General features: G+C 47.9%; 13 protein-coding genes. 8 read left to right on the forward strand and 5 right to left on the reverse strand.

The window, feature by feature from the left end:
- Positions 1-14 precede the first annotated feature (14 nt).
- The 6 genes from B5Z18_RS26390 (at position 15) to B5Z18_RS26415 (ending at position 4,246) form a co-directional block, all read left to right on the forward strand.
- On the forward strand, positions 15-227 hold the full coding sequence (locus B5Z18_RS26390; protein WP_079472556.1) for a hypothetical protein: 213 nt from the start codon (positions 15-17) through the stop codon (positions 225-227).
- Positions 228-327: 100 nt separating this feature from the next.
- The gene (locus B5Z18_RS26395; protein ID WP_200817364.1) at positions 328-1,527 is read left to right on the forward strand and encodes a glycoside hydrolase family 99 protein; all 1,200 of its coding nucleotides are present in this window, start codon (positions 328-330) and stop codon (positions 1,525-1,527) included.
- A gap of 77 nt (positions 1,528-1,604) precedes the next feature.
- Positions 1,605-1,982, forward strand: a complete 378-nt coding sequence (locus B5Z18_RS26400) for a hypothetical protein (RefSeq protein WP_079472557.1) — start codon at positions 1,605-1,607, stop codon at positions 1,980-1,982.
- Between the two features lie 60 nt (positions 1,983-2,042).
- Positions 2,043-3,134 (forward strand): AI-2E family transporter, encoded by a 1,092-nt coding sequence (locus B5Z18_RS26405; RefSeq protein WP_079472558.1) that lies wholly within the window; start codon positions 2,043-2,045, stop codon positions 3,132-3,134.
- A gap of 32 nt (positions 3,135-3,166) precedes the next feature.
- Entirely contained in the window at positions 3,167-3,649 is a 483-nt protein-coding gene (locus tag B5Z18_RS26410; protein ID WP_079472559.1) for a hypothetical protein, read from the forward strand.
- 78 nt (positions 3,650-3,727) lie between these two features.
- The gene (locus tag B5Z18_RS26415; RefSeq protein ID WP_079472560.1) at positions 3,728-4,246 is read left to right on the forward strand and encodes a GNAT family N-acetyltransferase; all 519 of its coding nucleotides are present in this window, start codon (positions 3,728-3,730) and stop codon (positions 4,244-4,246) included.
- Here B5Z18_RS26415 and B5Z18_RS26420 read toward each other — a convergent pair.
- Together B5Z18_RS26420 and B5Z18_RS26425 are read right to left on the reverse strand one after the other, a co-directional pair.
- Positions 4,235-4,558, reverse strand: coding sequence for a hypothetical protein (locus B5Z18_RS26420; protein ID WP_079472561.1), 324 nt, complete (start codon positions 4,556-4,558; stop codon positions 4,235-4,237). The two genes, B5Z18_RS26415 and B5Z18_RS26420, sit on opposite strands and share 12 nt — an antisense overlap.
- Positions 4,559-4,563: 5 nt before the next feature.
- Positions 4,564-5,400 (reverse strand): DUF899 domain-containing protein, encoded by an 837-nt coding sequence (locus B5Z18_RS26425; RefSeq protein ID WP_079472562.1) that lies wholly within the window; start codon positions 5,398-5,400, stop codon positions 4,564-4,566.
- Positions 5,401-5,534: 134 nt separating this feature from the next.
- Here B5Z18_RS26425 and B5Z18_RS26430 point away from each other — a divergent pair, with 134 nt between their 5' ends.
- Complete coding sequence (locus B5Z18_RS26430) at positions 5,535-6,518, forward strand: GlxA family transcriptional regulator (RefSeq protein ID WP_079472563.1); 984 nt, start codon at positions 5,535-5,537, stop codon at positions 6,516-6,518.
- A gap of 4 nt (positions 6,519-6,522) precedes the next feature.
- Here B5Z18_RS26430 and B5Z18_RS26435 read toward each other — a convergent pair whose 3' ends face one another.
- Positions 6,523-8,892 (reverse strand): ABC transporter permease, encoded by a 2,370-nt coding sequence (locus tag B5Z18_RS26435; RefSeq protein WP_079473103.1) that lies wholly within the window; start codon positions 8,890-8,892, stop codon positions 6,523-6,525.
- Between the two features lie 197 nt (positions 8,893-9,089).
- Between B5Z18_RS26435 and B5Z18_RS26440 the strand changes: the two genes are divergently transcribed.
- The gene (locus tag B5Z18_RS26440) at positions 9,090-10,964 is read left to right on the forward strand and encodes a M1 family metallopeptidase (protein WP_079472564.1); all 1,875 of its coding nucleotides are present in this window, start codon (positions 9,090-9,092) and stop codon (positions 10,962-10,964) included.
- A gap of 33 nt (positions 10,965-10,997) precedes the next feature.
- Here the strand turns inward: B5Z18_RS26440 and B5Z18_RS26445 are convergent, their stop codons facing one another.
- Together B5Z18_RS26445 and B5Z18_RS26450 are read right to left on the reverse strand one after the other, a co-directional pair.
- Positions 10,998-11,657 carry a response regulator transcription factor gene (locus tag B5Z18_RS26445; RefSeq protein WP_079472565.1) on the reverse strand — a complete coding sequence of 220 codons (660 nt, stop codon included), beginning with the start codon at positions 11,655-11,657 and terminating at the stop codon, positions 10,998-11,000.
- 2 nt (positions 11,658-11,659) lie between these two features.
- Entirely contained in the window at positions 11,660-13,060 is a 1,401-nt protein-coding gene (locus B5Z18_RS26450; protein WP_079472566.1) for a sensor histidine kinase, read from the reverse strand.
- Positions 13,061-13,083: the final 23 nt, after the last annotated feature.

The raw sequence follows: 13,083 nt of genomic DNA on the forward strand, positions 1-13,083 counted from the left end.
ATAAACGCAACATTATGAAAGTACTTGGCATGATCCTCATTATTGCTGGTATTGCAATGATCCTTATCAGGGGTTTCTCTGTTCAAACAGAAAAAAAAGTGGTGGACATTGGTGCTGTTGAAATTAATAAGAAAGAAAACAAATGGATCGGCTGGCCTACCTACGCAGGCGGTATCGTAGCCATTGTAGGCGTGGTGCTGGTGGTATCCGGTAAGCGGAGAGACTAAAGGTGGTATATGTTCCTGTTGGAAAAATATTATCTTTAATCCCCAGGTCGATAAAAGAAATAAAATGATCAGTAAAAGGTTCCACGTTATATTAACATGCATGCTATTGGTATGCATGCTGGCTAAAGCACAGCGCTATCCTACTTACAAAGGACTGGTAATGGCTGGTTACCAGGGATGGTTTAACACACCCGGCGACAGTGCCGGCAGGGGATGGCACCACTATGAAAAAAGAGGCGTGTTCAAACCAGGCTCCTGTGAAATAGATTTCTGGCCCGATGTAAGTGAGTATAAGAAAACATATACCACTCCTTTTAATTTTGAAGATGGGAAGCCGGCTTCGGTTTTTAGTCCGCACGATGCCTCTACAGTAGCCGTACATTTTAAATGGATGAAAGACTACGGTATCGATGGCGTATTTATGCAGCGCTTTGTTGCGGAGATCAGGAACCCCAGTGGCAAAAAGCATTTCAACACCGTACTGGATAATGCGATGACGGCCGCCCGTAAATACGACCGCGCTATTGCCGTAATGTACGACCTCAGTGGTATGCGTCCGGGAGAAGAGCAACTGGTGTTAAAAGACCTGGATGAACTAACAGAAAAATATGATCTGCTGCACGGCAGTAAAAGTCCTACTTACCTGCATCACAACGGTAAACCCTTTATCGTGATCTGGGGTGTGGGCTTTAATGATCGCCGTGCCTACGGACTAAAAGAAGCGGAAACCCTGCTCGATGCCATGAAAGCAAAAGGCTTCAGCGTGATGCTGGGTGTGCCTACCTACTGGCGGGAGTTGAGGCAGGACGCGGTAAACGACGAAGAACTGCACCGCCTTATTAAAAAATCGGATGTAATTATGCCCTGGTTTGTAGGCCGCTATAATGGCAAAAGCTATGATGGTTTTAAGCAGCTGATAGCAGCTGATATCGCCTGGTGTAAAAGCAATGGTGTGGATTATGTACCACTGGCCTTCCCTGGCTTTTCCTGGAAAAACATGAATGGTCCGGAAGCCAATACCATTCCAAGAGAAGGTGGCCGCTTCTACTGGCGTCAAATTGCAGGCGCAAAAAATGCCGGTGCGGAAATGTTGTATGTAGCCATGTTTGATGAAATGAATGAAGGCACCTCCATATTTAAATGTGCTACTGTGGATAAGTTGCCGTTGAATGCAGCCGGCTCTTTTACAGGTATCGAAACAGCATTGGGCAGCGATTACTACCTGTGGCTTACAGGGCAGGCTGCACGCTGGTTTCACGGGAAAGGCAAATATTCGGATCAGTTGCCGGTAAGAAAGTAACGGCATGGGATATACGAATGGTGTGTAAGAAATATAAGGCCGGCTTATTTATTATATTGTAGAATAAAACCTGGAAGATGTCAACATCTTTATTGGATCAAAACAACGATCCGCTGCTCAAAACTTTCATTGCCGGTAAACCGGATCATACATTGGCGCTGTTGCAGCACTTCATCGCCCAATATGAGAAACTGGGAAAGATATACCTGTATCCCACCAAATCCATGATAGGTATTGGTTTCAACGATAGCAGGGTAGCATGGATCACCCAGCTGGGAAAGAATTTCGTACATATTGTGTTTCCCTTTGAAAAAGCCTACCCCGATAATTTATGCTTTCAGAAAATTGCGCAGGTACCGGGCAATAACCGGCAGTTTAATCATCATTTCCGTATGTATCTCCCGGAAGATATCAATGAAGAAGTACTGGCGTTTATGCGCCTGTCGCTGGAGTAATGGGTTTATGCCGGCGGTTTTAAGTATATTTAGGAAGAAACCTGTATAAAATACCGTCATATGAATCTCCATCGCCCTGCCTCTAAAAATATGATCGAGTCCATCCTGGTGCTGCTGTTGCTGCTGGCTTTGTTGCTGGCGCTGTATGATGTGCTGCGGCTCTTTTTCGGGATACTCACCTTTGCGCTGATCTTCTCCGTTTCTTTTCATCACCTGTTTGAGCGCATGGTTATTTGGTTAAAAGGCCGCCGTAAACTGGCCGCTACCATATATGCGGTAGCGTTAGTAGCCATCATTGCCCTGCCGGTTACTTATTTTATTGCGGCGCTGAGTTCACATATCCGGGAAGCATTGCACTGGATCGGTAATGTAAAGGAAAATGGTTTGCCGGCGCTGCCCGACTGGATTGTAAGTATGCCATACATCGGCAGTGATATCGTGGATTTCTGGGAACATCTGCAGGAAAGCCCCCGCGAAACATTGTCCACCAATGTACATGAACAACAGGTAAGAATGGTGCTGCATCATATCATCAGCAGTGGCGCAGGTATCCTCGGTGCAGCAGGACAACTCATCCTCGGCATCATCATTTCCGCCTTTTTCCTGGTAGGCGGTGAAAAAGCGGTGCGCCCCATCAGGGCTACAGCCCAGCATCTGCTGGGACGTAAAGACGGCGCTGATCTGCTGAACGCTACTACGATGGCAATCAAGGGCGTGTCTATCGGTGTAATGGGCACTGCCTTCATCACCGCTATTGTGGCGTTTATCGGGCTTAAAATTGCGGGCATCCCCTTTGCTCTCGGTTTATCCGCCATTATCTTTTTCCTGGTGGTGATACAGATAGGTCCGCTCGTGGTATGGATTCCTCTAACCATCTGGATGGCTACACAGGGTCATCCCGGCATGACGCTTTTCCTGGCCATCTACGGCGCCGGCATCCTGATCGGAGAAGCCATCCTGAAACCCTTGCTCATAGCCAGAAGCGGCAAACTGCCTTTCCTGGTATTATTCCTCGGCGTAATAGGCGGCATGGCCGCATGGGGATTCACGGGTATGTTTAAAGGCGCTATCATCGTAGCCGTATTCTATACCGTATTTAATTCCTGGTTGTTGCGTAAAGATGCCGCCCACGGTTCACATGCTGCAGAATAGATAGTATCTTCGCAACAAGCATCAGCAGAATTATGAAAGCGGCAAGTATCAGTGATATAAAAAAAGAATTAACTACCCTGCCTCCGGCAGAATTGTCGGCCTTGTGCCTGCGCCTGGCCAAATACAAGAACGATAACAAGGAGTTGCTTACCTACCTTTTGTTTGAGGCCCACAACGAAGAAGGGTACATCGCCGCGGTGAAGGAAGAAATCGATAAAGGGTTTATTGAAATGGCCGGCGACAAATTGTACCACGCCAAAAAAAGATTGAGGAAAATCCTGCGGATAACGAATAAGCATATACGTTATACCGGTTCCAAATCTGCCGAAACAGAATTGCTGATCTATTTCTGTACAAAAATGAAACTGTCCGGTTTATTATCTTCCTATAGTGTTCAGTTAAATAACCTCTACGAACAACAGGTGAAGAAGATCACAAAAGTGGTTTCCACCCTGCATGAAGACCTGCAATATGATTATCTCCGTCAGCTGAAACACCTTACCGGCGAGGATTAGCACTTTGGTTTGTTTCCTTCACCGGAAAATTTTATTTTGGTGGGTGTTGACGAATTAAAGAGGCCATAAAATGAATGCATGAAAGTTCTATTCGAAACGCCGCGGCTGCAGGTCCGCACTTTTGCCGCCACAGATGACGCATTTGTACTGGAGTTACTGAATACGCCTTCCTGGCTGCAATACATCGGCGACCGGCAGATCCGGACACTTGCAGATGCACAACGCTATATCATGAATAACCTGTTACGCCTGTATGCGGAACAAGGCTATGGCGCATGGGTAGTAGTGTTGAAAGAAACGGGGAAGCCTACCGGTATCTGCGGACTGTTTAAAAGAAAATACCTGGAGCAACCCGACCTGGGGTTTGCATTCCTGCCTGCCTATGAAGGTTTGGGCTATGCTTATGAAGCGGCTACAGCTACCATTGAATATTCCCGGCAGCAATTACCGTTCTCCCGGTTGTTTGCCATTACCCAACAGGATAATCACCGGTCTGTTCGTTTACTGGAGCGGTCAGGATTCACGCTGCAGGGTACCATCCTTCCGCCCGGAGAAGTGGAAGAACTGATGTTATTTGATCTTGAATTAGGAAGCTGACTGCCGCCGTTTCCGGTAAGCCATGATCCTGCTTCCTGCCAGGTAAAGCAATGAACCCACACACAACACCACCAGCCCTGATCTCAGCCATGTAGCAGCGGTTACAGACAACCCGATTCCTGTACCCAGGGCTACATAGGCCGCGAAACAAATGGGGCACTTTGGCAGCAGTACAAGGGTGATGCCCGGTATCAGCCATCGTACGCCTTTTACAAAGCGTTGCCATAAAGTAAGCGGGCCGGTGGTTTGCGCAGCGGTTGTTTTGCGGGCGTCGCTGCCCGTAGCGGCGCCGCAGGAACAATGTGTTTTCATGATGCTTAGTCTTCTGAACAACAGGAACCCGGCGTTTTCTCTTTATGATACCTGCCGGTATTGTCTACATGTCCTTTCTCTTCATACTTGTCGTGGTGCCGTACCCACGATGTTAAATCACCACGTTCGCTGGTTTCATTACGTCCCAGCGGTGCTATATCCAGGTAGTTGTAAGCAGCGAGCTGTAATTCGCCACCACGGCCATACGTGGAGTACGTGTGATAAATATCGCCGGCTTCATCTTTGTAAAAAACACTGATGCCCTGCAGGTCTTCCAAATGATGCGGCAATCCTTCCACAATACCGTAATTGTAATACACCTTTCCTTTTTCCAGGTCTTCCTTACGGAAAGACACGTGATAGTCGTAGTTGAAATCACTGCCTTCAGATGATACCCAGTTGAAGTGCCAGTCCATACGCTTGCGGAAAGCTTCCAGCGTAGCCAGCGGCGCACGTGATATTACCGCAATGGACACATCATGATGCTCCAGGTGGGGCAATACGCCGTTAATGGAATCTGCTGCAAAAGAGCAGCCTACACAACCTTCTTTTTCGTGGGGACCAAACATAAAATGCTGGATGATCAGCTGGCTGCGGCCATCAAAAAGGTCAGAAAGGGTGACCTTCCCTTCCGGACCATCAAATACATAGTTCTTCTCTACCTTTTCCCACGGCAATGCCATGCGCTCACGGGTAAGCTCATCCCGCAAACGGGTATATTCCTTTTCTTTCTGCAAAAACTTCTTCCTGGCTTCCAGCCACTCTTCAGAGGATACAACTTTGTGCGGGGGACCGGGTTTAACAGCACTATCTTTAAAACCAGTCGTTACAGGAGTACTCATGATTTTTGTGATTTTAATGTTCTACAAATCTCAGGAGTTAAAATGTAATTTAACGAGGGTGAATGCGACTTATTTAGGGGGTGTTTGTGCCACGTTAAAGTATTAAATTTGTATTGTAACAGACACAAACTGCCATGAAGACTGTTTCTTTGCTTATCTATGAAGATGCCATTTTATCTTCCGTGTCCAGCGTGATGGATATCCTGCTGGGAGCTAACCGCTTCCTCATTGAAACAGGAAAGGAACCAGCCTTTAAGCTGGAGCTGGTCAGCGAGAAGATGAAGAACATCCAGCTGCATGCGCCTGCGCAGTTTATCTGCTTCAAAACTATCGATGAAGTAAAACATACAGATCTCATCCTGGCGCCTGCCTTTGAAGGCTTAGCGGATGTTGTGCTGGAGAAGAACAAGGCGCTGGTGAACTGGATCCGCACCATGCACGCCTGCGGCACTGAAGTGGCCAGTCTTTGCCTGGGAAGCTATTTCCTGGCCGAAGCAGGACTGCTCTCCGGGAAATCCTGCACCTCCCACTGGACCGCCCTCGACGATATGCGCAGTCGCTACCCGGATGTAAATATCCTGGCAGACCAGGTAATGACCGACGACAATGGCGTTTATACCAGCGGCGGCGCCTTTATTTCATTAAACCTGGTATTGTACCTGATCGAAAAATTCAGTGGTCGTGAAACCAGCGTTTGGGTAAGTAAAATGTTTTCTATAGATATGGACCGCGTTAACCAGGCCCATTTCGCCGTGTTCCAGGGACAACGCCGCCATGAAGATGAAGACATTCTCAAAGCACAGGCTTACATCGAAAAGCACTATGATCAGCAAATCTCCATAGAACAGATTGCCGGCCTGGCGAATATGAGTAAACGTAATTTTGTTCGCCGTTTTAAACTTGCTACCCACAATACCCCGATGGAATACCTGCAGCGGGTAAAAATAGAATCGGCCAAAAAAGAACTGGAGAAAAACGCCATCAACATCAGCACGCTGATGTACAATGCAGGATACAACGATCAGAAAACATTCAGACAGGTGTTTAAACGGTACACCGGTTTAACCCCGCAGGAGTATCGCAGAAAGTATTGCCGTGGCGGCGTGGAAATGAATTAAAGGATTATTCAGTACGCAAACTTTTTACGGGATTCATCAGCGCCGCTTTGGCCGACTGGTAACTGACGGTTATTAAAGTAAGCAGTATAGTGCCCACGCCAATGGCAACAAAAAGCCAGATGGAGACCGGCGTGTGATACGGATAATGATTCAGCCAGGTCTGCATAAAATACCAGGTAAGCGGAGTAGCCACCAGCAAGGCTGTGATCACCGGCTTCACAAAATCTTTTGACAGCAGCAACAAAATGCCTGACACTGTAGCGCCCATCACTTTACGTATCCCGATTTCTTTGGTGCGCTGCTCTGCCATGAAAGCCGCCAATCCCAATATGCCCAGGCAGGAAATAAAAATGGCGAGTACGGCAAATACAGTAGTCAGCCGTGCAATGCGCTCCTCATCAGAAAACTTCTCCGCATAAAGTTCATCTGTAAAAGTAAAATCAAAAGGGCCTTCGGGGTTAAACTTTTTAAATACTTCGGCAATCCCTGCAAGTGCTGTCCGCATCGGTAATGCAGGATTTATCCGGACAGTTAACGCATTATACACGCCATATTGCAGGCAAAAGATCACCGGCTGCACTGGTGCATAAGGTGATTCCATCACCATGTCTTTCACCACGCCAATGATCATGTGCGGCCCGCCGCCAGCCTGTATAATTTGCCCGATGGGATGCTTAAATCCCGTGAGCTTTACTGCCGCCTCATTTAAGATCAATGTCCCGGTATCGGTAGGGAAGCTGCGGGAAAAGTCGCGGCCTTCTTTGATCTGCCAGCCAATAGTGCGACCGTAATCATGCGATACCGTTACAAAGCCTACCGGTGTTGTAACACCGGGTGCTTTGCCTTCCCAGCTGAGGTCATCACTGTTGCCGGGGTTCTCCGTGGTAGGATGTGATGCCTTCGCCATATCCGCCACCGCGCCACTTTCCAGTAAAGCGGTTCTTAACTCGTTGTAAGGAGCGCCAAACATTTCCGGAGTATTCATAGTGAGGTTAATCAGCCCCTCGCGGCTATAACCCACCGGACGATTTTTGGCATATTGAATTTGCTGGTACATAATCACAGTACCTATGATCAATGCAATAGATACGCTGAACTGTACTACCATCAGGGCATTGCGGGGAAGCAAGGAGAAACGGCCCGCAGTAAAACCGCCTTTCAATATTTTTACAGGCCGGAAAGAGGATAAATAAAAAGCAGGATAACTGCCGGCCAGCAGCCCGGTAAGCACTGCAAATACTGACCCCGCCACCCATAACACAGGTGCATCAAATGGAATCGTGATCTGTTTTTCAGTGATCCGGTTAAACAATGGCAATAAAAGCCACACCATGCCCACCGCTACTGCAAAAGATAAAAAAGAGAGGAGCAGCGACTCGGTAAGGAACTGCCGGATCAGGTGGCCCCGTGTAGCGCCAATCGCTTTGCGGATGCCTGTTTCTTTGGCGCGTTTGGCGCTTCTGGCGGTAGACAGGTTCATGAAATTGATACATGCCAGCAACAGTACCAATGCGCCGGTAATACCAAACAACCACACCAGGCGGATACGCCCGCCGCTTACCTGTCCGTTCTTAAACTCATTATATAAATGCCACTTGTTCATAGGATGCAGCAGCAGTGTTTCTTTACCTGCCTTTACATGCTGTTGCACAACGCCGCTGATCTTCGCATTGGCCTTATCCATATCAATACCCTCATTGAGCTCTACATACAATTTCCAGTAATGAGTATCCCATTTGGATACTTCGTCTTTCAGCCACGGAATAGTACTCACGGCACGGTCCCACGGAAGGAACAACTGCGTGCCATAAAAAGCCGTGCTTTGCGGAAGGTCTTCATATACGCCTGCAACCTGCAGGTCGGTGCGGTTATCCATGCGGATCGCCTTGCCCATAGGATCGGCATTGCCGAACAGGGAAGCAGCCAGCGATTGGTTAATAAGCACTGCTGTAGGATCTTTCAGGGCATCTCTTTTTCCGTGGATCATTTTCAGGGTCAGCATCTCAGGCAGATCCGGACCTGCCCATACCCCCGACTGTGATAGCTTCTTTTCACCTGCTGCAATGGTGTGGGTGAAGTTGGGATAAACAATAGCCACGCGTTTGAAATCACCTGCATAATTATTCCGCAGTTCATCGGCCAGCGGAATGGCAATAGCTTCACTGGTATTGGTTTCCCCGTTGATCGTTTGTACATCCATTACCTGCGCCAGCCGGTTATGATGGCTATGCCAGTGGTTAAAAGAAACCTCGTCCCATATCCACAGCCCTATCAGCAAGGTAACTGCCATACCGGTAGCCAAACCAACAATATTGATTGCCGTGTAACTTTTATTTTTTAAAAGATGACGGAAAGTAACTTTAAACAATTGCATGCAGACGCTATTTTCAACGGGTGCCGGAAAAATAATGCCGGAACCGGATTCTTTTATAAATAACAAATTTATACTTTTACGGTTATCTTAATATGTCCGTTTTCAATACAGGCGACGGCCGGTTTCGAAAACAACCTTTAATGTGATGTTTCCCCATACTTTCCCTAATTTTATCGTTTTCAAACCGGCAGATGCGTATGAACAAAATTATCTATAGCCTGCTGTTGCTGTTGGGGGTAAACACCATCGCATCAGCACAGGAATTGTATATGCCCCGTAACATTAAACAGGCATATGTGAACGGAACCCGCGACAAGAGCGGCGCACCGGGCAAACACTACTGGCAGAACAAAGGGGTATACAATATCCAACTGGCTGTAAACCCGCCCAACCGCAAAGTAACCGGCAGCGAAACTATCAGCTACGTGAACAACAGTCCCAATACATTAAAAACAATTGTACTCCGGCTGATCGTGAACCTGCATAAATACCAGGCTCCCCGTTCAGGTTATGTGAGCAAGAACTTTTTAACGGATGGCATCACCATCGATACACTGGTGATTAATGGCGAAACGCTGAAGTTCAATAATGATGTAGGCACGCTCTCGCATGTGGTATTGCCAAAACCATTGCAGCCGAAAGACAGCCTCCAACTGCAAATCAGCTGGCATTACGACCTGTCTGTACAAAGCGGCCGGGAAGGCATGCTGGACAGCACCTCCGTTTTCATGGCCTATGCTTATCCCCGCGTATCTGTATACGACGACTACAACGGCTGGGACGCATTGGATCACACCGACCGGGTAGAGTTTTACAGCGACTTCAACGACTACAACGTATCGGTAACAGTGCCAAAGAACTTCGTAGTGTGGGGTACCGGCGATCTGCAAAATGCTTCTGAAGTACTACAACCTGATTTCGCAAAACGTTTGCAGCAATCTTACACTGCAGATAGTGTAATGCACATCGCTACGCTTGATGAAATGCAGCGCAACGTAGTTACCCGCCAGAACAACACGAACACCTGGAAATTTAAAGCCACACATATCGCCGATGTTACCTTTGCGGCCAGCAGCCATTATGTATGGGATGCCGCCAGCGTAATCGTGGACAGCAGCATCATGCGCCGCGCCAGCGTACAGGCCGCGTTTAATGATACATCCACCGATTTCCATCACTCCGTGGCGTTTTCACAAAACGCACTGGGATGGTTCTCTCATCAGTGGCCGGGCGTACCGTATCCCTTTCCGGTAATGACGGCCGTGCAGGGCTTTGCAGATATGGAATACCCTATGATGGTAAACGATGGCTCGGTAGGAGATGACCTCGGTTTTGCGCAATTAGTGCAGGACCACGAAATAGCGCATACCTATTTCCCTTTTTACATGGGCATCAACGAAAGCCGCTACGCCTTTATGGATGAAGGCTGGGCCACCACTTTTGAATACCTCATCGGTATTGCGGAAAAAGGAAAGGAATCAGCAGATAACTTCTACAAAAAATTCAGGGTCACCAAATACATCTTTGATCCTTCCACGGAAGAAGACCAGCCTATCATTTCCATGTCCAACCAGGTAAGCGGAATGGGCTACAGCAACAATTCCTATGGCAAAGCATCCTTGTCGTATCTCGCAGTGAAGGATCTGCTGGGGGATAAGCGGTTCAGGAAATGCCTGCACGCCTATATGGATAACTGGCATGGAAAACATCCCATCCCCTGGGATTACTTCTATTCCTTCAATACGGCGGCGGGTGAAAACCTTAACTGGTTCTGGAATAACTGGTTCTTCAGTAATAATTACATCGATCTTACTTTATCAGATGTAAAACAAACAGGTAAAAGCATTAAGGTGAAAATAACCAATACCGGCGGCTTCGCTGTTCCGTTTGATGTGATCGTTACCTTTACGGATGGCAGCACGGCTACCCATCATCAAACACCGGCGGTATGGAAAGCCAATACAAAGGCTACGGTGCTGGATCTGGCAGTGAAGAAAGAAGTAACCGCCGTGCGGCTGGATGGTAACCTGTTTATGGATGCCAATGCAAAAGATAATAGCTGGAAGAAATAATACGGGAGAGGGGACCGCATCACGCGATTCCCTTTATTCTTCTTTCAACAGGCCGTTAATTTTACAATACTCCACGGCTTCTTCAATACTATTCACCTGGAACTTGCGCAGGATGTTCATCCGGTGCGCTTCAATAGTGCGGATGCTGATGTTCAGCGATTCAGCAATATCTTTATTATTAAGTCCCTGGCTGATCATACGCATGATCTGCTCCTCGCGGCGGGAAAGGGAGATCTCCTGCGTGCCGCCATTGCCGGGCGTTTGTTTGGCATCAAGATATTTCTTTACGAGGATATCGCTTACTTCCCCGATAAAATAATATTTACCCTGGTGGATAGTGCGGATAGCGCTGAGGAATATTTTATTGCTGGTATCTTTCAATATATAACCGCTGGCGCCCATCTCAAGGGCCGCTGCTACATAGTCGGGTTCGTCAAAAAGACTAAAGAACAGGATTCTGCCGCGGGGATTTTTTTCCAGCAGGCGGGTACTGGTTTCCAGGCCGTTCATACCGGGCATACGGATATCCATGATAATTACATCTGGTTGGATGGTGGCTAACTGTTGCAGCGCATCTTCGCCACTGCTGGCTTCTCCCGTCACTTCCATGTCGGCTTCGCTGTTGATAAGCTGTTTAAGGCCGTTCCGGAATATTTCATGATCATCTACTAAAAAAACGCCTATTTTTTTCATTGCTAAAAAGTTATTGCCAACTGTACAATTGTTCCGGTGCCGGGTTGTGAATTGATCTGAAGCGTACCGCCCAGCAACTCCGCCCGTTCTTTCATATTACGGATGCCGTTTACTTTTTTTGCCTGCTCGGAGGAATATAGCTGCTGGCTGTCGAAATGAAAACCTTTGCCGTTATCCCTTATGGTCAGTTGCAGGAAATTGGCGGTGCCGTCAATATCTATTTCAATGGTATCCGCATCTGCATGCTTAATGGCATTGTTCAATGCCTCCTGCAAGATACGGTAAACGCCTGTCTTTACTTCCTTTGGCAGTGGCGCCGCCGCTAAGGTGTCTTCCAGCTGGAAGTCTATACCGGGAGCCGTTTGGCGGCATAGCTTTATCAGTTCATCAATAGCCGCCCGCAGGCCGAAATCTTCCAGCACACTGGGCAACAGGTCCGCACAAATCCGTTTGGTTTCATTGATGATGCTGTACATCATGGTATTCACCATCGCAATTTCAGGATCGGGACGCATACTCCGGTCTTCTATCTGTTCCAGCTTCATACGCAGGCTGGTCAGCATCTGGCCGATGCCGTCATGTATTTCAGCGGCAATCCGTTTACGCTCTTTCTCCTGCCCGTTGATGATGGAATACGACCGTATACGCTGCTCCGTTTCCTGGCGCAGCAGTTTTTCCTGGTTGGCCAGCTGCACCTGCTCTGTTAACTTACGCGCCCGCTCTTCGGCATCTACCAGCCCGCGGATTATTTTCCGGATGCGGGTAGACAATGGGTAGAAGATCACCCCTGCTTCCAGCATCAGGGTGAAAAGCACCAGGCCCAATACGATGTATTCAATTTCCTTCAGGTTACGGATCCGCTCTTTGGAAAAGCGGTCGTAGTCAAATACAATCAATTCCATGCCCAGCAGGTACGACTTCTCATACGCCAGTATTGTTTGCACATACGGGCGGATATGCGCCGGCTTGAAGGCGCTGTCGCTGTACAATACCGTAATCATTTTACTGGCGGCATCCCATATTTCCTGGTGGGGGTTGCGGATAATCTCGAACATCTGCTTCAGCTCATCCTGGTCGTTCGCCGGTAAATTGAGAAAGTTACTGCCTGCCTGTAGGCCTTCGTGCGACTTCTGCCACTGCTTCAGCGTATTGATAAATTCTTTCCGGTTATCATCTATATCCCTGCCGGATTCCAGCAACAGCGCCAGTTTACTGAGCGTTTGACTATACGTTCGCAGCTTTCCCGCAAAGTTGATCACATGCGAATCGTTCATCTGGTGGTTCAGCGCCTGCTGGATTTTTATCTGGCTGAATATGGACAACAGCGCAATAGTAGTAAGCGCCACCGCGTAGAGGATGGTGAAGATCTTAAAAATACTTCTGTCTTCAGATACAGGATGCATAATGTTAAAGATAAATAAAACCC

Source organism: Chitinophaga ginsengisegetis, assembly GCF_900168065.1.
Taxonomy (GTDB): domain Bacteria; phylum Bacteroidota; class Bacteroidia; order Chitinophagales; family Chitinophagaceae; genus Chitinophaga; species Chitinophaga ginsengisegetis.

Excerpts from the sequence above, each read along its gene's own strand:
- B5Z18_RS26390 (WP_079472556.1), top strand. The coding sequence starts at position 15 with ATGAAAGTACTTGGCATGATCCTCATTATTGCTGGTATTGCAATGATC.
- B5Z18_RS26395 (WP_200817364.1), top strand. The coding sequence starts at position 328 with ATGCTATTGGTATGCATGCTGGCTAAAGCACAGCGCTATCCTACTTAC.
- B5Z18_RS26400 (WP_079472557.1), top strand. The coding sequence starts at position 1,605 with ATGTCAACATCTTTATTGGATCAAAACAACGATCCGCTGCTCAAAACT.
- B5Z18_RS26405 (WP_079472558.1), top strand. The coding sequence starts at position 2,043 with ATGAATCTCCATCGCCCTGCCTCTAAAAATATGATCGAGTCCATCCTG.
- B5Z18_RS26410 (WP_079472559.1), top strand. The coding sequence starts at position 3,167 with ATGAAAGCGGCAAGTATCAGTGATATAAAAAAAGAATTAACTACCCTG.
- B5Z18_RS26415 (WP_079472560.1), top strand. The coding sequence starts at position 3,728 with ATGAAAGTTCTATTCGAAACGCCGCGGCTGCAGGTCCGCACTTTTGCC.
- B5Z18_RS26420 (WP_079472561.1), bottom strand. The coding sequence starts at position 4,558 with ATGAAAACACATTGTTCCTGCGGCGCCGCTACGGGCAGCGACGCCCGC.
- B5Z18_RS26425 (WP_079472562.1), bottom strand. The coding sequence starts at position 5,400 with ATGAGTACTCCTGTAACGACTGGTTTTAAAGATAGTGCTGTTAAACCC.
- B5Z18_RS26430 (WP_079472563.1), top strand. The coding sequence starts at position 5,535 with ATGAAGACTGTTTCTTTGCTTATCTATGAAGATGCCATTTTATCTTCC.
- B5Z18_RS26435 (WP_079473103.1), bottom strand. The coding sequence starts at position 8,892 with ATGCAATTGTTTAAAGTTACTTTCCGTCATCTTTTAAAAAATAAAAGT.
- B5Z18_RS26440 (WP_079472564.1), top strand. The coding sequence starts at position 9,090 with ATGAACAAAATTATCTATAGCCTGCTGTTGCTGTTGGGGGTAAACACC.
- B5Z18_RS26445 (WP_079472565.1), bottom strand. The coding sequence starts at position 11,657 with ATGAAAAAAATAGGCGTTTTTTTAGTAGATGATCATGAAATATTCCGG.
- B5Z18_RS26450 (WP_079472566.1), bottom strand. The coding sequence starts at position 13,060 with ATGCATCCTGTATCTGAAGACAGAAGTATTTTTAAGATCTTCACCATC.